The sequence below is a fragment of the bacterium genome, assembly GCA_023382385.1.
Taxonomy (GTDB): domain Bacteria; phylum Electryoneota; class RPQS01; order RPQS01; family RPQS01; genus JABWCQ01.
Genome location: JAHDVH010000005.1, coordinates 46,502 through 64,822, shown reverse-complemented (window position 1 = coordinate 64,822; position 18,321 = coordinate 46,502). Strand labels below are relative to the sequence as shown.

The following is an 18,321-nucleotide window of genomic DNA, read 5'->3' as shown; positions in this document are numbered from 1 at the left end:
ATTACGATTAACGGATAATCACGAACTTGCCGGTCGAATACGAATGATCCGACAAGTCCTCTACGGAGAACAGGTAGAGTCCCGCTACAACCTGCTGATTGTTGCGCGAATTCAAATCCCACTTCTCTGAATTCAAACTGGCCCACGAACTGCGGTCGCCGTCCACGTTATGAGGAATGACCTGAACCAGGTCGCCCGACGTCGTGAAAATACGTATCAGGCAGCGTTCCGGCAGATTCATGAATTCAATGCGGCGGTCTGTCTGCGGATAGAAGTCCCGCGTCCCGTCGTTCTGATTTTCCCATGACTGACCGCGATAGGCGCGCGTGTAGTCCTGATATGCGCGATACGGATTAGGAACGACCGTGACTTCCCGTCCCGGAGAACCTGCCGGAGCCAACAGTACTGCGTTCGCCGTCGCACGAGTCGTCAAGGGCGTCAATCCCGACTTCGGATCGCCAAAGTCGAACGCCGTCACCGCGTAGTAGCGTGGTGCAAGCTTCGTCGCCGGAATCCGGAATTGATACACTCCTTCATACGGACTCTCGATCTCCGCAAAGCCCGTGTTGCTTCCGACGGCCTTCAACGTTCCTGTGACGCCGCGAATTGTGGAGTCACGCGGGAAGCCCGTGGTATCCGTCACCGGAATGGTCATCATCGAGTCGGTTCCGACTGCGAAATACGCAAAGTCGATTCGGTCGTATTGAGCCAGTAGCTCGAAGTTGTTTTCCTGATTCACCGTCGCCATATGGATCCGGTAGCCTTCAAAGTCCTGCTCGCGGCTGAACGGATCACGATAGGTTTCATTTTCGGATGAGCTTCTGGACCAGCGAATAATCACGTCGTTGCCGCTGAACTCGTAGCCCAATCCGCCGATGAAACAATTGCCCGTCCGCACGATTCCACCTTGATGCTGTGCCGCGTTAAACGTATTCGGCACACAATCCAGCAGCGCCGGGATCGGCGGCGGCGGCGGACCCGTGAAATCCGGAATACCGTCGCCCATGTCCAGAATCTGGTTGCCCGACATCCAGCCCATGTCCCAACGGTTTAGCTGAAGCGGATGGAAGACGTTGAACGCATACACGAGGTCCGGCGGAATGATGTTGTCCTCTGAACTGGCCGGAAACAACGGGCGTGTATTCAGAGCTGCATTCGTTACGTTATCTATCCGGCCGTTGCGCTCCGTGCCGTCCTCGTCCGGTCCCTTGTACCAGCCGACTTCGATCTCCGCGTTCTGTCCCAACTGACCGGAACCCACGAAATACTTCACCAGAACACTGTCTACTCCAATCGCCAGCACGCCAAATAGTCCGTCCGTGCCGACGTCTTCACCATACCAGCCGTCGCCTGTATCCAGCAAGCCGTCGCCTTGCGAGCCGTCCTCGTCAACAACGGCCGGGTCCCCGTCCAGACCCCAGTCAAAGATCGGCGTGTCGAACATCCGGTTATCGTAGACGTCCTTCGCCCAACGTGCATTCAATTTCAAGTCCGTAAAGTCAAACTTCGACGTGTCGGGAATGCCGGGCACCGTCTGCGGATTGTTCGGATCGTGGAAATACTCACCGCCGACATAGGCAATCGTCATCTTGAAACGCTCGCCAGGATTCAAACGGTAAATGTCGTTCCCCGCACCGTCCGTGAAGTCGTAGATACCGAGCGGACCCCACGACAACAGATAACGCGTATCGTATCCGTTGGCAATATCCGTTGCCGTTTCCGCCGTCGGCAAGCCCAATCGCGACCACGACTGCCCGCGGCCGCTGCCGTAGAGGTTCGTATCGGGCGGTACCAACTGGTTAAAGTGGTCCAGCACCGACGTCTGCCAAAAGTCGAACTCGCCGTTGCTCATCAACTGATACTTGTGCGCGTCGCCTTCGGGCGTTCCGTAGTCGGCCGTCCAGTTCATCCCCATGCTGTCGCGGTTCGCGTAGGCTTCCCACGCCGGACCGTAGTCAAGCTCAACGTTGCCGTTCGGGTTATACCAGTTGAACGACGTAAACAGTCGCGGGTTTGGAGCGCGAATCACACGCGTTCCCGTCACGTGCGGAATGTAGAGCGGCCCGCCGAACGACGTGTTCTCGTAGCCGTCGTTGTCCGCAATCCACGCAACGTCAATGCGAATATTGGTCGTATCACCCTGCGCCGAAACCTCTTCAACTTCACGAATAAAACCGCAGACATCGTCTGTATGCTCGTCCAAATCCCCGCGGACTCCGCAGTCGGAGTCCACATACAGACCGACATACACGTTCTTCAGGAAGTTCGAGGCGATATTCTCAATCTCGTAGTCTATCAGGATGAAGTCCTCGGCGAACGCCTGACTGAACGAGTATGATGTCTGCGTGATCTTGATACCCAGCGGGCGATGCGGCCCGTCGTCCGGATCGTTCCGCACGAAGAATCGGTCCGTCAAAGTGTCCGTCATCACGGCCAGAAAGTCCTGATCTGAAACGGCAAAGGAATCATAGACCTGCTCGCCAAAACAGTTCGTGAAGCCCGGACGATTGGAGCGCTCGTGAATCCCGTTGCCGCCCCGCTCACCGGCGTGAAACTCATTGATGGACGGGTTCTGCCAACCATCCGTTCCCACCGACACGCGGGTCGTGAAGAAACCCTCTTCTTCGATCAGCGCGCCGATCCAAAGGCCGCCCTGAAACAGATACTGCTGACCGGAGCCGCCCGGAAACTCGCATTGCGGCGCCCAGCTTCCCGGAGGAGGACAAGGATCGGTCAAAGCGTCGCTCTGTGACGGTCCGTCGTTGCCGAAATACCCGTAGTTCGTGATATTCATCCACATCTTACCTGCATTATGGACGCGATTCTCGTCTTCGGGATCGGCAATGTCGAGCGTGCGGCGAACCGGACCACGGTCGCGCGATGCATCAAATGGACCGAGTGCCGCGTGACCGACTGACACAAACAGGCCAATCAGAACCAGAGACGGCAGGAAAGAGGAGTAGATTTTCCAGCGCATGTGCAAGAACCTCTATCGTGAAAGCATGCGCAGACGGTTGGCGTCGTGCGCGTTCAGAATTCTAAAATATACTCGTGTCGAAAGATCAACCTAACAGGCTCAAAAGCGCGCCGCGAGTCCGCCTGCAGTGAGCCCTCTCCCGATGCCGGAACCGCCCGGGCCGCCCCATGCCCCGATGTCGTTCCGCGATCCGTCAAGGTCGTTGTAGGCCGCGTCCGGATGACCGGCATTCACGCACGGTGAACCCGCCTGCAGCCGGAAGTCCGCACCGGAAAACTGCGGATTGGCGCTGATTCCCTGACCTATATCCAACGTCGACGGACTGTAGTTCACCGGATTCGTGTCGCGCAGACCGTTGTTCCAGATATCATTGTAGTTCAGCACTGGATGCGACGAAAACTGCGCGTACAAACCGAAGCGGCCGCTGTTCACGATGATGTTGTTGAACAACGTCGGATTGCAGTTGTTCACCATCTGAACGCCGTAGTATCCGCAATCGGTTATCGTGTTGTTCACGATCAGCGGACTGCAGAAATCCGTCATCGAAATACCCGTCGTGGAACACGCTTGCACCACCGTATTCGTGATCTCCACGCCTTGTCTGACACTCTGCAGCGTAAACCCGCGTCCGCGTGAGCCGTTGATGTGCACGTTACGCACTTTGGCCGATGAGGCCAGAACTTCAATCGCCTGCGTGCCGACATTGACAAACGTGCAGGACTGGATCTCGACTGCATCTGCAGGATCCGTGGTTCCCGTTTCCACTTGAATGCCGCCTAAGAACCCGTGTCGAAACTCCACATTCTCAAAACGCACGCCGGGTTTGTAGACAACCACTTCATCGTAATCGCGGATAACCATGTGTTGAATCACCGACGGCGCGTCGCCGCGTTCCAGAAATACCAGACCGCCGACGATGTCCTGCGCTACAGACTGACACGGACACATTTCCACCGGATTCCCGGCCGTCCCTTGAACCAGCAGTCGCCCGTAAACTTCAAGATTGAACTTGCCCGTCGACTCGATGCGCGCGCCCGCCGGCACCACGACTGTCACACCCGGCGGAACGACCACGTTGCACGACATGCGATACGTCGCCGCCACCAGATCATCTTCCAACCTTCCGCGAAGCTCAAACGCGGCTTGTGCATAAGGCATCGCGCCCATGTCTGCGGGAGTCCCGTCCGGATCAAAGTCCGTATCCAGAGGTCCGCCATTGACACACGGCGAGCACGACTGCAATCCAAAATTCGCAAATCGTGTCTGCAGCCTGATTGCCGGATCTAAAAACAACGGCGGCAAATCAATATTGAACCGCGAGTCACACGAATCCAGATTCGCGTTCACTGTCGTCAAGTCGCCAAACACACGCCGCGTGCCCGTCGCCGTGTCCGGATTGTCATTCGTCAAAATGAACCCGGGAGCGCTGTTCTCGGCCACGCAGTTATACCGGATATCCAATTCCGTCAGCGCAGCCTCAGGCACAGTCTCATTCGCGCGCACTGCCGATGCGTCATTCTTCGTCAAAATATTGTAACGAATGCGCGGACGGCTCGACTCTTCCGAAATGTAAATGCCGTTGTTCTGATTGTTCGTGACAATACAGTGCTCAATGATCGGACTGCTCGCGCGTATCGCCAGCATCCCGCGGTACAATTGCGCGTCGCGTCCGCGATCCGTCAACGTGTCTATGTCAAAATAGGCACCGTACGTGAACAGACAGAACCTGAACTCCGAGGCTTCGTCGGGATTGTGCAGCTTCACCCCGCGCCACTGACCCAGATCCGGCTCCGTGTGTGCCGTCGTGAAAATGATCGGACTCTGCGCGTTCCCGTTGGCGATCATCTTGCCTTGAACGTCGATCCAGTTCAAACCCGCCACCATGATCTCGGCGCCCGGCTCCACCGTGACCGTGACTCCTTCCGGGATCACAAAGTCCTCAGTGATGACCCACGGTGTTCCGTTATTCCGGGTGATGGTCATGTCTGCAGTCGGTGAGCGAAGCGTATCGCCGTCGCGAAATGGACTGGGCAACTCACGCGGATTCGAAACAGGATCCGAGCAACCCAGAAGTATCAGCAACCCTGCCATCAGGGCGATGCCGGCACGTTGTATGGTTGATTTCATAATCTATCTGACTCCGGGGAAATTTTCGTGGTGAATCCGCTTAGAACTCAAGCTTCAGGTGCAACAAGACCTGCCGCGGCGGGAAGTAGTTGCGCGGGTTGTGGTCGTAATCCTTGCCCTGGTTGCCGTCATCCGTTTCGTTCTGATTCAACTCATGAGACGAGTCATAGGCGTTGCCCGTCTCCGAGTAGATATCCCGGACGTTCTTGCGATTAAATAAATTGAATATCTCAAATCCCGTCGCAAGCTTCAGTCCCTGACGCAGTTCCCAGAACTTGTCAAACCGGAAATCTGTCGTCGATGTCGCCTGCTGACGCGCCGAATTCGGCAATATCAGATTCCCCGGCTTCTGCGCGATGAACGTCGATGGCGTATACGGAAGACCCGAACCGTAGGAAAACTCCACCGTCGACAACCAGTTCGACGGCAGCTTCACTCCGATCACTTCCGGACGCTGATCCTTGCCCACCATGAACGTCAGAAACGCCGACACGCGGTGCGTCTCGTCCCAGTCCAGCGGATGCTCATTCCTATTCTCCGGCACTCCGCTCAAGCGGCTGATCAATCCCTCCGCCGCCGCCGATTCCTTGCCGTAGGCGAACGAGAAGTCATAGTTTGCCGTCAAAGCCCACATGCTTGAAAACTTCTTGTCCACCGAGAACTCAAAGCCGCGCGCACGCGCATAGCCCAGGTTGAAGTAGCGGTTCAGCGTGATCGGCCCGATACGCTCTTCAATCGTTCCAATCTGATTATACACGTCGCGATAGTAACCCGCCACGTCCACAACCCAGTTCTCCGTGAACTCCGTGCTCACGCCCACTTCGTAGGATACCGTCTTCTCATACTCGAGATTCGGATTTCCAACCTGCGTGTTCGGCGAAATGTTCGCCGTCGCACTGCGATAGAAATATTGGAACGACGGCGTCTGATAGTAGTGACCGTAGTTGAAATACAGTTTCGACGTCGCCGATACGGGGTGCGAGATGCCCAATCGCGGTGCGATCACATAGCGGCCGCGCTCGGCCAGCAGCGCGCCCGGCTGACCCGCGTCAACCTTGTCCTGCAAGTCCTGCAGCAGCCCGTCGCCCTGAATAATGAAGTCCGAACGAATGCCCGCGCGAACGATCAAACCCTCGAACTCCATCTTATCCTGAAAGTAGACTGCGCCTTCCCACGGCTTATGATCGTAGAAGTCGCGCGTTCCGCCCACTCCATAGAACGGTGATCCCGGAGGCAGCGGAAAGTCCGCGTTGTCATACGGCTGATCGGGATTCTGAATCGACTGCATCTTCAGTTCGCGATGCTTCAACTCGATACCTGACTTCAACTCGTGGAACTTGTTCACCTGACTCGTAATATCAAACTTGCCGGAATACTCGACCGACTGCCGATCTTGCCAGAACGCTGCGTCGTCCCACTGACCCGGATTCAGAAAATCGTCCGGGAACGGATCGTAACGGCCGTTGCGATTGTAATCGCTGAACACTTCGCCCGGATCGTACTGACCGTTCCGCTGATTGAATATCGGATTCTCGCGGTCATTCTGCGTCCGGTTGATCCACGTCGAACGACCTTCAATATAGTGGAAATACAGAGGAACAAAGTTATCGTCGTATCCCATCCCAAGCCACGGCGGCTCTCCCGCCGGAAACTCTTCCAGAATATTCGCCCACGTGTAAATCACCGGCAGTCGCGGATCCATTCCGTAGCTCAGGTTCGCAGGATAACAGAAAAGTTCAAACTCGTCAAACCCATTGCCCGGACCGTCGTAGCGCCCGTTGCGCGTCGGTGCGGAAAACGGATTGCCGTTCCGCGTCGGAAGATCCAGCCAAACCTCGCCTTCGTCTCGAATCCCGTTGTAGAATCCGTTTTCATCAGGCAGGTCAATAAACGGCTCGCCCGTGTCCCACGCGAAATCGCCGTCGAGCAAACCTTCGCCTGTATCCTGATTGTCCGCAAAATTAGTCTGACGGTCTATACTGCCGTTGCCGTTCCGGTCGTCATAACCTTCCCCATAGCCATCATATCTCCCGTTGCCGTTCGCGTCCTGGAACACTTCGCCGTCCCAAACACCGTTGCCGTTCCAGTCCTGCTCGCCAAGCTGCGGCTCCGCATCGTCCCAGCGGCCGTTCCCGTTCAAGTCAAAGTAAGGATCCCACGAATCGTAAACGCCAAGATTGTTCACACCCTGAGAATTCGGACGGTCCACCCACGGTTCAGCCGGATCAAACACTCCGTTGCCGTTCAGATCCACCCAGTCTTCGCCGCGATCCCACCGCCCGTTGCCATTGGAATCGTTGTAGCCTTCACCTTCACCGTTGTATTCGCCGTCGCCGTTGGCGTCGCGGTATCCGTCGGGAATGCCGTTGTTGTTGACATCCGCGCCGCCCGTCGCGTTCGCCGCCAGCCGGCCGTCTTCAATGTCGTTCTGCTGCGTGAATTCGTCGGGATTCTTCCCGCGCGGCGTCACACGTGTCTTCGTCTTGAACCGCCCCAGCGACACTTCATAAAACGTGTTCTGCGTGACGTTATGCTGATATTGCAGGTTGTAAGAGTCGCGAATGTTCCGAGCGTAAGGACGGTTCTCCGGCGCATACTTGTACTGCCAGCCGTAGTTACCCGCAATCGCCGCCTCACCTTCCGGATAAATGTCCCACAGCGAATGGTCGCGCGAATAAGACATGTTCAGCTTGCGCTTCGGATCCATGCGGTACGTCAACTTCCAGAAGGTCGAATAGTCGTTCGACTGCCGCTCGGGAATGTCAAAACCCAACCCTAAATAGTCGTTGGGGTCGCGGTTGATTGCATAAGGAGTATAGGTGTTCGTCAGCTTGGCCGTGCCCGACGTGAAGAACGAAAACTTGTTCTCACGGAGGTTGAACAGGTCCTTGACAAACGGCACCGGTCCGCTGAATGCGTAATCGTATTGATCCGAATTGAAGCTGTACGTCTGGAACATCCGGTCCGTGCGGTACTCCACTGTCCCGTTGTAATTGTCCATCTTGCCTTCGGGCGTCGTCACGCGAATCAGCGCCGACTGATAGCCACCCGTCGAAGCGTCGCCGCCCGTCAGAATCTCGATCTCCTCGACGTTTAACGCGCTTGTGTTGATCAGGCGCTTCGAACTGTTGTAGAGCGCGTCACCCTTGGACTGCCCGTCCACCACGTATTTCGCTTCCGAGTCGCGACCACCGCGTACGTGCAATCCGCCGTCGGGGTCTACCTTGAAGCCCGGTTGCTTGGCGATAATCGTGGCCACCTGACCGCCGCCGAAGTTCTGCAGCTGTTCACCCGTGATGCGCTTCTCTTTGCCGGCGACGTCAAGCTGTACGGTCGCTTTCCGCTGCGTGACAATCTCTACCTCGCCCATCTGAAACGCCTCTTCCCGCAGCACGGTGTTGACCGTTGTGGTCAGGTCCGATGACACGGAGACCTCGCGGACCTCCTTCGTCCCGTAGCCGACGCTCGAAAAGCGAACCGTGTATACGCCGGGCGTGATGCCCAAGATGACATAACTGCCGTCCGGATTCAGCACGGAGATGCCCTGCTGCGTCTCCAGAATCTGCACGTTTGCGCCCAGAATCGCGTCGCCGTTTTCGTCCAATACCGTGCCGGCTATCTTTCCGGGTCCGGCAAACGCCAGCGACGTCAACGACAACAACGCAAAAATGTGAAAAAATGTGGTCAGACTACGCTTCATGTGAAAGTCCTCTTCGCTGAATCCCTGCGCGGGCAGGTCATGCAACTTTTGGGAGGTTTGTTTCGTCTATACAGTTGAGGGAATCCGCCCCTGCGGTTCCCGTAGCATTCAAAAAAAAAATCAATCTTCGGCCGTTGTGAGTCTTGCGACTCGCAATTGCCCGACTACCTACATGTTCGCGATAATCTCGCTCGCGAATTCCGAAGTCTTCAGTTTCGTCGCACCGGCCATCTGCCGTTCAAGGTCGTAGGTCACGCGCTTCTTGCCAATCGCTCCCTCAAGACCCTTCACAATCAGCTTAGCCGCTTCGTCCCACTTCAGATACTCAAACATCATCACGCCCGACAGAATCACCGATCCGGGATTGATGACATCCTTGTCCGCATACTTCGGCGCCGTGCCGTGCGTCGCTTCAAACACCGCATAGGCATCGCTGATGTTGCCGCCCGGCGCAAGCCCAAGTCCGCCCACCTGTGCGGCGCAGGCGTCGCTGAGGTAGTCCCCGTTCAAATTCGGTGTTACGATGACTTCGTATTCGTCAGGCCTGAGCAGCAGCTGCTGGAACATCGCATCGGCGATCCGGTCATTCAGGAGAATCTTGCCTGCCGGCAGCTTGCCGTCGTGCTTCTCCCAAAGGTCCTTCTCCGTGACCACCTTGTCCGCAAACTCTCTCGCGGCAAGCTCGTAGCCCCATTCACGGAACGCTCCCTCGGTGAACTTCATGATGTTGCCCTTGTGGACAAGCGTCACAGTCTTTAATCCACGGTCGATGGCGTATTGAATGGCCTTGCGCACGATGCGCTCGCTGCCATACTTGGAAATCGGCTTGATTCCCACACCGGAATCGTGACGAATGGTTTTGCCCATCCCCTTGACAAACTCAATCAGACGAGCTGCTTCCGCCGAGCCGGCCTTCCATTCGATTCCCGAGTATACGTCTTCGGTGTTCTCGCGGAAAATGACCACGTCGAGTTTCCCCGGCTCCTTTACAGGAGCGGGGACCCCTTCAAACCATCTCACCGGGCGAACGCAGGCGTAAAGGTCAAGCACCTGCCTGAGCGTCACGTTCAAAGAACGAATCCCGCCGCCCACCGGCGTGGTCAACGGCCCTTTTATCGCGACGATGTATTCCTTGATCGCCGTCAGCGTGTCTTCCGGCAGCCAGACGTTTTCGCCGTAAACCTTCAGCGACTTTTCGCCGGCATACACTTCAAACCAGACAACTTTCTTCTTGCCGCCGTAAGCTTTCTCCACTGCGGCGTCAAACACGCGCTGCGATGCGCGCCAAATATCCGGGCCGGTGCCGTCACCTTCTATGAATGGAATGACTGGATGGTCGGGAACGACGAGCCGACCCTCCGCGACCGTAATCTTCTCACCGGTCGTCGGGGGAGTTAATTTATCGTACAATGCTCTTTCCTCGTATCTGTCGGGAACGCAAGATGCGCGGGTACGTGAGGTCCAATGCCAAGTTGTTCGTCTCTCAGTAAGGCAGGATGTCCAGCGCGGAGACCCCGGTCGGCTTCCGCACGCGGAGGGGATTGATAAGGTTCGATAGAATTCCGGTTGGCCGAAATCCTATTAAGGAGGCATGCGATTCAACATCGAGACTGACGATGCGTGGACGAAAGCACCCTTTCCACATCATCAGGCCACAAATGTTTTCATAATATACCGATCACTATACGGATTGTCAACTCAAATCGTACTCGCCTGCCAATCTTCCATGAGCACATAAACTATTATTCTAAAAATATTTACAAGACTTCAATCCAACAAAAAACACCGCTGCGAGGGCGGTGTTTGTAGTTTTTCGGCTTGATTGCGTTGTTTGCGCAATCATTTGTCCTTCCAAGGACCAGATTCAGTCACCGAGAACCGTGAAGGAAGTCTGAGTGAGCCGTGCAGGGGCCGCAAGCAGGAGCGAAGAAACCGTGCCAAGCCCTCGGTAACTGAATCCGAGCCTTTGGAAAGCGTCCGAAGTTTCTACCAGTGCGAGAAAGGAGGGCCTCACGAGGCCCGAACCACAAAGCCAAGGAGGAAGAAGCGTCGTCACAATGAAGCAGGGAGACTGGGAAGAAAACCGCGCGAATGACGAGGGTCTTCGTGAGGCCCGACTGCCTTTCTCAAATTGGGGTGGACATCTACCCATTGGTGCCGCGCAGGGAAAGTGTCCGAGTCAGATCAATCCGGGCATGGGACCCGGGTGAACGGACTATGCCATTCAATTGTCTATTAGGCAACGGCTGTGCCACTACCGTTTGTGGTGTTTAGCTAAGTATTATCATCGTGTTAGTTTTTGAGTTTTGCACGGAATGCTGTGCATGGCTTGCATGTTCTGAGATTTGTGCACGGTTTAAGATTTTGGGATTAGGGGGAAAGGAGTCTTGAACTCCTGACGGAGTGGTGACTCGGGGGTGCGGAGAGGAAACTCTCCGGCTGTTTGATCGTGGGGGGCCTGATTCACCCGGTCGGAGCTACTGGGCCTTGTTCAAACGGGGGTTGTTTGCGGTCCTAACACGATGATATTGGGGACGGGATGGCGGGGCGGGCAGGATGTGCTTAATATAGCACATATTTAGGAATTTGTCAAGTTCTATGTGGTTAATATAAACAGGTAGTTGTGCATTTGTTCATCAACTCGAGAGGAGTAACGGGGTGTTTTGGCGTAAGCGCTTGCGGGACATGGAGATGTAGGTCGTGTTGGCGACGCGGCTGGCTGAGGGGACAATTATTGAACGCTTGGGCAGATGGGTTGGTTCCCGAGGAAGTAAACAACTGATAACCTTTGAAATACGGATCCAGCTCCGAGCGGTCGGAGATGTAAAGTATTAATTCTGCAAACTTTTTGCCAGGGATGGTGGGCAAGGTTTGCTCCTTTCGGAGCTAAAATTGGATGTTTGAAGAGATTGTCGAGGAGTCATTTATCTATTTTTCAATATCGGATCTGTAAGTTGCTGATGCCGTAGGTCTAGCTCAAGGCGGTCGGCCTTATCGTTCGCACCGAGAAGGCGAAGCTTAGCGATATTGAGTTCCTGCTGCAGATAGTACAGCTCTCTTTCGTTTAGCTTTCTCTCTTTCTCAATAAGTGCAGCCCGAGCTGCCAGCCTTACACCTTCTGCTTTCTCAAAACGATCTACCACAACTTCCCATTCTGCCTTGGCGCCTTCAAGAGGATGTATTAGTGAAGAAGTAGTCGGTAAATCAATGTCGTTCAAGATTTCTATTTTTCGGTTGGCGGCTTGCACCTGCAATCTCGCGTAACCGAGCAGCCGTGTCGAATCAAACCTTGTTACTTCAACTGCGGCGTTCGGCGAAATGGGTATTACTGGGAGGACGTTGAATATTTGATAAATGATTCGTTCCTCACTTGAGATTTGCGGACTTGTGACCTGCCCTGAAACTAGGGTTACTGCCACAAAGACGAATACCCATATCAGGTTCATTGCATTAAGTCTTTGGTCAGGGATGTCTGCCATGGGTTGCTTTTCTCGGAGCTGTTCGTAAGGGGAATCCGAAGCACTGCCGCCACAAATGTAGCTAATCGTCAATCGTTCTTACAACAATAAACTCGCCATTCTTCTCAACTAACTCTAATTTCGTAATGGGTGTTTTCATGAATTTGTCGGGGAATCTCATGAAAATGAAAATTGGTTGTCGTCCATAGTAGTTTGACCATTTGTCACTCCATGGGCCTGCATCTATCCGAAGGCTTTGATATGGACTATCGGGGAAGATTCTATTCGCGGCCGCCTTTATGGATGAATCAGATCTCGAATTGTAGCTCCCCGGCCAAACTGAAAGGATACCATCGTTTTTTACGACATTGTTGATAATCTCTCTATTTGTGTCTAGCCAATTCTGCATCAACCTCTTTGTCACTTGAGGGGAAAGGGCCGCTAATAAACCAAACATGTAGCTAAAGTTTGAATCTGCAACCCAGTCTCCTTTGAACCCGAGATCGGCAAGAGAGTTACTTAGTTCGATTTGATGAAATGACGGTTTACTATCCACAGGGTACGAAATGAACACTTCATACATGCTGTTTGCTTCAAACGTCCAATAAGGGGACTGTGACTCGACAGACCCATACGAAAAAAACACAAACTCAGATACGGTTGTTAGATCAATGCCTGTTACGCCACCAATGAGTCGAAATTCTTTCTCTGGCGTTAACGCACCAAGAACGGAATCAATCGCTTCAGTATTTATCACCCCGCCAGGAATATCGGCGACATAGACACCTCCATACCGTCTTCTGAAGTCACCCGCTCCTGACAATTCAAGTGGAACAAAATTACTTTGAGGGCTTGGGAGGTCTACCTTCTGTCCGTTTGGAGGCTCCCTTTTCTTTACATCAACGAGATTGTACGGATTGATATACAGTGAATCACTGAGAATAGCAAGGAGTGCATCACCACTCTGCGCTGAAAGATAAGAATTTAGCTGTATTCGGTACAATGCCAAATTCAATTCTTTTGCTTCCGTTTCAGATGTTAGGATTGGCGTCTGCCAGTAGGTGCACTTTCCAAGATCTTTGTCTCCGACTCTCGAGACGAACTGTTGTTTCCGACCAACCTTTGCCACAAAAAGCTCTTGGTTCGATGTCCTTTCTGAATGCGGAATTTTCAGAAGCACTGTTGCGCTTTGGAAGTAAGCATCTATAGTATCAGAAATCGATGTGCGCGGAGGAATGTAGCGAAAGGGAATCTCTCCTTCCAGTCGGAGCATTGCCCTAGCATTGCAAAGGAGTAGACTATCATATCGAATTGCAATACCCTCGCCCGATGGATTTTGTAAACTGACGACAATGCGAAGTCTTCCTGCGTCTTCACCTTGAAATCTGTAGACAAGCAGCTGCTTTAGATCTACTCGAACTTCAGCCCATGAATATTCAAAATATCGCCAAGAACTGTTCAAAAGAAAACCGATTAGTCCGCCGATTAGTGCGGTAATAATGAACCACAGAATCTGGCTACTTCGGCCGTTTTCGATATTGGAATTCGACAATGTTCTCTTACACAACAAACGTTGGACGCCCAAAGAACTTGGGGTCGCTGACGGGCATCAGGTCGCCGGTGACGATGTCTTCGACTAAACTTGCTTCGTCGAACCATGACTTGGGAGGCCAGTGGCCCCAGAAGGTGGCGCGGCGCTTGTCATTGATGCTCCAGCGCACGGGCGGGACATCCCAGTCGGTCAGCAGATAGTCGCCGGTGTAGATTTCAATGCGGTTGTTGTCGTGGTCGCGCAAATAGAGAAAGAACGCATTCGACAGGCCGTGACGGCCCGGACCGCGCTCGATGTGATCCACCATGCCCATGCTGGCCAAGACGTCGCAGGCATCGAGAATGGATAATCTATCATAGGCCCAGAAGCCGACGTGATGCAGACGCGGGCCGATGCCGTTCATCATGGCGATGTCGTGCACATTGGGTTTTCTGTGCAGCCACGTGGCCCACAAATCATCCGTTTCGACGCAGCGCCAACTGAAGCTTGGATTACCGGGAGAATATTCACCGGGAATGCGCGGGGTGTCATTGGCGGCGGTGTATTCGCTGCAATGAAAGCCCAAGCGCTTTGTATACCACTCGTAGGCGCGGCGCACGTCGTGCACCTGACAATTGAAGTGATCAATGCGCTGAATGCGCGCGCCGCGATGTTCGTAATACTTTTGCAGGCTCCAGTCGCGGCGCTCGGCCTCGAAATAAAAATGCAGCGGTATGCCGTGCGGGTCCTGCATGACCAGCGTGCGGCCCATTTTGTATTTCGCGCCCTTTTCGAGCCACTTGTGGGCGAGGCCGTCTTCACCGGCGATCCACGCGAGGCCGTCGAGATCACTTTCGCGCTCGACTTTGAAGGCCAGATGCCCAAGGCCGGGCTGCGCGGATTTGCGCAAGACCAGTGAGTAGGGGTCGCGCTCCTCGATGTTGCCTAAGTAGAGCCGTTCGGAATCCTGATGCAGGATCGAGAAGCCGAGGGCGTCAACGTAGAAAGTTTTGGCGCGCTCAAGATCGGTGACGCGGAATTCGGCGTGGGCGGTGCGAAGAATGTTGGGGGTCATTGGGGATAAAGCGTGAAAATGAGAGATTGAAATTTCGGGTGCACCGGATTGCCTCAAATTCTGCTCAGATTCGAGGGGACCGGAGGGATCCTTCACTGCGTTCAGGATGACGACACGTTAAAGCAGGTTATCAAGCAGAACACTGCGTTCAGGATGACCACACGGGCGGATCGCCATCCGCCCCTACATTTTATGCGTCACGCGTATTTCCTGTTCAGTTCGCGGAAGCTGATCAGACGCTGCTGCTTGGCGTCCCAAACCGACAGGAACATGGTTTTCAGACTTGAGAGAATCGTGACTTCGTAGACATCGCGGAACTCGGGGTTTTCGTTGTAGATCTTCTCAAGACGATAGTTCGGGATGCCGGGCGTCAGGTGGTGGATGTGATGAAAACCGATATTGCCGGTGAACCATTGCAGGATCTTCGGGAGACGATAGAACGAACTGCCCTGCATGGCGGCGCGGACGAAGTTCCACTCCTGATCGGGTTTCCAATAGGTGTGCTCGAACTGATGCTGAATGTAGAAGAGCCAGATGCCGGCGCCGGCGGCAAGGTAGAGCACGGGCAGGGCGATTTTCAACAGCGCGCCGTAGCCGATCAGCCAGCCGAGTCCGCCGAAGGTCGCGGCGATGGTGAGGTTGGTCAGCCAGACGTTGCGCTTGTCGCGCGCGCTATACTGCACGGGATCGGCCCAGTGACGATTGATAACGAAAAAGAGCACAAGCGGACCGATGAACAGGAAGACGAGCGGATTGCGATAGGCGCGATATCTGAAGCGTTGCCACTTGTTCATGGCCAGATATTCTTCGACGGTGAAGACGTCCATGTCCCCGATGCCGCGCTTGTCCAGATTGCCGTTGGTCGAGTGATGCAGGGCGTGCTGGCGCTTCCAGTAGAAGTAGGGGACCATCGTAAAGAGGCTGCAGACGTAGCCCAAGCGGTCGTTCCACGTGCGGCTGGGAAAGAAGGCCATGTGTCCGCAATCGTGCTGGATGATGAAGAGTCTGACCGTGAAGCCCGCGGCGAGCAGCGCGAGTGCGAGCGTGAGCCAATAAGAGTAGCTCAGACTCAGATACATCAGATAGTAAGTTGCGAAAAGAGGGATAAACGTATTAAACGTCTGCCAGAGTGAACTTTTGATAGAGGGAGTCGCGTAGGGTTTCAGAATTTGAAGCAGATCCTGCTGATTGTCTATCTTGCGCTGCGCTGGCGATCCCTCCGAGCCAATGGGCTTTCGTTCGCGCGGCTTGACGATGATTTCGGTGCTGATGATCGGGTCCTGACTATATGGTGAAAAGTATTCTTGCGTTTGTTGTGATGTTTCACCCCCTTGTTCCCTCCGTGAACGGAGGAAGATCAGAATCATCCCTCCCAAGGGTCCCAGAAGAGCTGCGGGCCGGGGCCGCTGAGGTCTTCGCGGTCGGGAGCAGGCTGATTGAGCTTGCCTGAGAGATCATGATAGTGGCTCTTGTAATAGAGCAACGGTTTGTGCGGTTCGATTCCCTGATGTAGCGCGACGACTTTGCCGACGACGATGAGGTGATCTCCGCCTTCGGGATAGCTATCCACTTCGCAGCCGATGGCGGCGAGCACTCCTTCGATGCGCGGTCCACCTTTCCAGTCCACGAAACGGAAGGACGGGTGTTCGCCTTCCGGAGAGCGGCCGGCGAAATGATTGGAGATGGCGATCTGTTCATCGCGCAGGATGTTGATCGTGAACCGCGCGCCGCGTTTTGTCAGATAGTCGGCCATGTGCGCGCGCTTGGCCACACAGAAGACGACGAGCATGGGATCGAGAGAGAGCGACGTGACGGCATTGGCGGTCATGCCGTGCGGGCCGGTTTCGCCTTCGGTCGTGATGACGCAGACTCCGGTGGCAAAGAGTCCAACCGTATCGAAGAACGTGCGCGGTTCAAGCGGTGCGAGAAAATCCGTCATGCGGTCAAATTCCGGTAAGCTGCAAATGTTTAGCGAGACTTCGCGGCGGAGGCATCCGCTTCGGCTTCGCTGCGCATCTTTTCGAGGAAGTGACGAACCTTCTCCATTGCTTCCTTGCGCGGATGATTCTTGACAAGCGCACCGGCCATGCGGACGGGGTCGCCAAAGAAGAAATACTCGTAGAGCGCCTGACGGGTTCCGAAGGCGGAAATCGAAGCGTCCCACGCCAAACGGAAGAGCGGGATGCGTTCATACGCATCAACGCGCGCACCCATGTAGTATTTCTGGATTTCCTCCTTGAGCGGGCCATTCAAGTCGTCATGCGTGGGCATGGCCACCAAACCGCTTGCGCCAAGCTGCTGGATGATCTGCACGAGGCGCGGATAGGTGCGCGGGAAGAGATTACGCGCGGCATCCAGCGGATCCCAGGCCGGACGCATGACGCCGTATTCGTCCAAGTGGCAATCTGCTTCAGCGGCGCGCAGAAACGCCTTCATGGTTTCATGCGTAACCCAGAGATCGGCGAGCTTTTCGTGGATGTGCTGGAATTGTTCGATCCCGATGGAATCCACCATTAGAGACGCGAGGCCGAGCAGGAACTCGCTCTTCGCGATATTCTTGCACAAGACCTGATGCGACATATGCACGACCGCACCGGACGCGGCGTAGGCTTTGTTGCAGACTTCGACATTTTTGTAGAGCAGCACTTTTTCCCACGGGACAAACACGTCGTCGAAGATGACGACGGCATCCTGTTCTTCAAAACGCGCGCCGAGCGGGTGATCGTAGCCGTTGGGATTATAGCTCACCGTTTCGCGACACTGAAATTTCAGACCCGGAGTGTTGGACGGAATGCAGAAGCCGAAGGCGTAGGGAGCGTCCTCGGGATTGCTGGTGAGCAGCGTCGAGGGAAAGACCATAATCTCATCGGAAACGGGAGCGGTGGCCAGCATGCGCGCGCCGCGAATCACGAAACCGTCGGCGCGTTCCTCCTTGATGCGCGCGCCGAGATAGGGATCCTTCTGCTGTGCGACGGAGACGGCGCGATTCGCCTGCGGATTAATCAACGTATGCGTCATGCAGAGGTCTTTGCCCGCGAGGTGGCGGTGCAAGGATTTGGCATTTTCGCCGAAGCGCGGATCCTGTTCTGCGAGATATTTCCAGCCGCCCGCGTAGGCCGCCATCGCGCGATTCAAGTAGTCGGGTGAACGGCCCATCATGCCGCAGGAGAATTCCGCGATTTTCAGCATGCACTGCGAGAGCAGGCGGATGTCCTCCGCCGTGCGGGGAATCTGATAGGTGCGACCGATCATCTCGCCCGTTTCCTCATCCTTGACGAGCATCACATCGGGATGCTTCCACTGCAGGTCATAGATGTCGGCGAGGCTCTTGGCGTGACCCTTGAACTCGGGATGCGTGGTGAAGTCCTTGATGCGTTCGCCGCGATGGTAGATTTCGGGCGGGTTGTCTTTCAGATTCTTGAGGTAGTCTGCGCCTTTGCGTGCAGGCATGTG

At 54.8% G+C, this 18,321-nt stretch carries 10 protein-coding genes; all 10 read right to left on the bottom strand.

Features of this window, described 5'->3' with window-relative positions; genetic code table 11:
- Window positions 1-7: 7 nt before the first annotated feature.
- The 10 genes from KJZ99_11100 to hpaB all read right to left on the bottom strand — a co-directional run bounded on the left by KJZ99_11100 (window position 8) and on the right by hpaB (window position 18,318).
- Window positions 8-2,977 (bottom strand): hypothetical protein, encoded by a 2,970-nt coding sequence (locus KJZ99_11100; GenBank protein MCL4306455.1) that lies wholly within the window; start codon window positions 2,975-2,977, stop codon window positions 8-10.
- A 99-nt stretch (window positions 2,978-3,076) separates the two neighbouring features.
- The gene (locus KJZ99_11095; GenBank protein MCL4306454.1) at window positions 3,077-5,104 is read right to left on the bottom strand and encodes a DUF1565 domain-containing protein; all 2,028 of its coding nucleotides are present in this window, start codon (window positions 5,102-5,104) and stop codon (window positions 3,077-3,079) included.
- A gap of 40 nt (window positions 5,105-5,144) precedes the next feature.
- Window positions 5,145-8,804, bottom strand: coding sequence for a TonB-dependent receptor (locus tag KJZ99_11090; protein ID MCL4306453.1), 3,660 nt, complete (start codon window positions 8,802-8,804; stop codon window positions 5,145-5,147).
- A gap of 168 nt (window positions 8,805-8,972) precedes the next feature.
- The gene (gene icd, locus KJZ99_11085) at window positions 8,973-10,214 is read right to left on the bottom strand and encodes an isocitrate dehydrogenase (NADP(+)) (protein ID MCL4306452.1); all 1,242 of its coding nucleotides are present in this window, start codon (window positions 10,212-10,214) and stop codon (window positions 8,973-8,975) included.
- A 1,514-nt stretch (window positions 10,215-11,728) separates the two neighbouring features.
- Window positions 11,729-12,283 carry a hypothetical protein gene (locus tag KJZ99_11080; GenBank protein ID MCL4306451.1) on the bottom strand — a complete coding sequence of 185 codons (555 nt, stop codon included), beginning with the start codon at window positions 12,281-12,283 and terminating at the stop codon, window positions 11,729-11,731.
- A gap of 61 nt (window positions 12,284-12,344) precedes the next feature.
- Window positions 12,345-13,814 carry a hypothetical protein gene (locus tag KJZ99_11075; GenBank protein MCL4306450.1) on the bottom strand — a complete coding sequence of 490 codons (1,470 nt, stop codon included), beginning with the start codon at window positions 13,812-13,814 and terminating at the stop codon, window positions 12,345-12,347.
- A gap of 7 nt (window positions 13,815-13,821) precedes the next feature.
- Window positions 13,822-14,868: a VOC family protein gene (locus KJZ99_11070; GenBank protein ID MCL4306449.1), complete on the bottom strand. Its 1,047-nt coding sequence runs from the start codon at window positions 14,866-14,868 to the stop codon at window positions 13,822-13,824.
- A gap of 197 nt (window positions 14,869-15,065) precedes the next feature.
- Window positions 15,066-16,235 carry a fatty acid desaturase gene (locus tag KJZ99_11065; protein ID MCL4306448.1) on the bottom strand — a complete coding sequence of 390 codons (1,170 nt, stop codon included), beginning with the start codon at window positions 16,233-16,235 and terminating at the stop codon, window positions 15,066-15,068.
- A complete protein-coding gene (locus KJZ99_11060) occupies window positions 16,232-16,807 on the bottom strand; it encodes a flavin reductase family protein (protein MCL4306447.1) in 576 nt (191 codons plus the stop codon). The genes KJZ99_11065 and KJZ99_11060 overlap by 4 nt, the downstream gene beginning before the upstream one ends.
- A 29-nt stretch (window positions 16,808-16,836) precedes the next feature.
- Window positions 16,837-18,318, bottom strand: coding sequence for a 4-hydroxyphenylacetate 3-monooxygenase, oxygenase component (gene hpaB, locus KJZ99_11055; protein ID MCL4306446.1), 1,482 nt, complete (start codon window positions 18,316-18,318; stop codon window positions 16,837-16,839).
- Window positions 18,319-18,321: the final 3 nt, after the last annotated feature.

What these genes read in the sequence shown, in the direction of transcription:
- KJZ99_11100 (MCL4306455.1), bottom strand. Translation starts at nt 2,977, where the DNA reads ATGCGCTGGAAAATCTACTCCTCTTTCCTGCCGTCTCTGGTTCTGATT.
- KJZ99_11095 (MCL4306454.1), bottom strand. Translation starts at nt 5,104, where the DNA reads ATGAAATCAACCATACAACGTGCCGGCATCGCCCTGATGGCAGGGTTG.
- KJZ99_11090 (MCL4306453.1), bottom strand. Translation starts at nt 8,804, where the DNA reads ATGAAGCGTAGTCTGACCACATTTTTTCACATTTTTGCGTTGTTGTCG.
- KJZ99_11080 (MCL4306451.1), bottom strand. Translation starts at nt 12,283, where the DNA reads ATGGCAGACATCCCTGACCAAAGACTTAATGCAATGAACCTGATATGG.
- KJZ99_11070 (MCL4306449.1), bottom strand. Translation starts at nt 14,868, where the DNA reads ATGACCCCCAACATTCTTCGCACCGCCCACGCCGAATTCCGCGTCACC.
- KJZ99_11065 (MCL4306448.1), bottom strand. Translation starts at nt 16,235, where the DNA reads ATGATTCTGATCTTCCTCCGTTCACGGAGGGAACAAGGGGGTGAAACA.
- KJZ99_11060 (MCL4306447.1), bottom strand. Translation starts at nt 16,807, where the DNA reads ATGACGGATTTTCTCGCACCGCTTGAACCGCGCACGTTCTTCGATACG.
- hpaB (MCL4306446.1), bottom strand. Translation starts at nt 18,318, where the DNA reads ATGCCTGCACGCAAAGGCGCAGACTACCTCAAGAATCTGAAAGACAAC.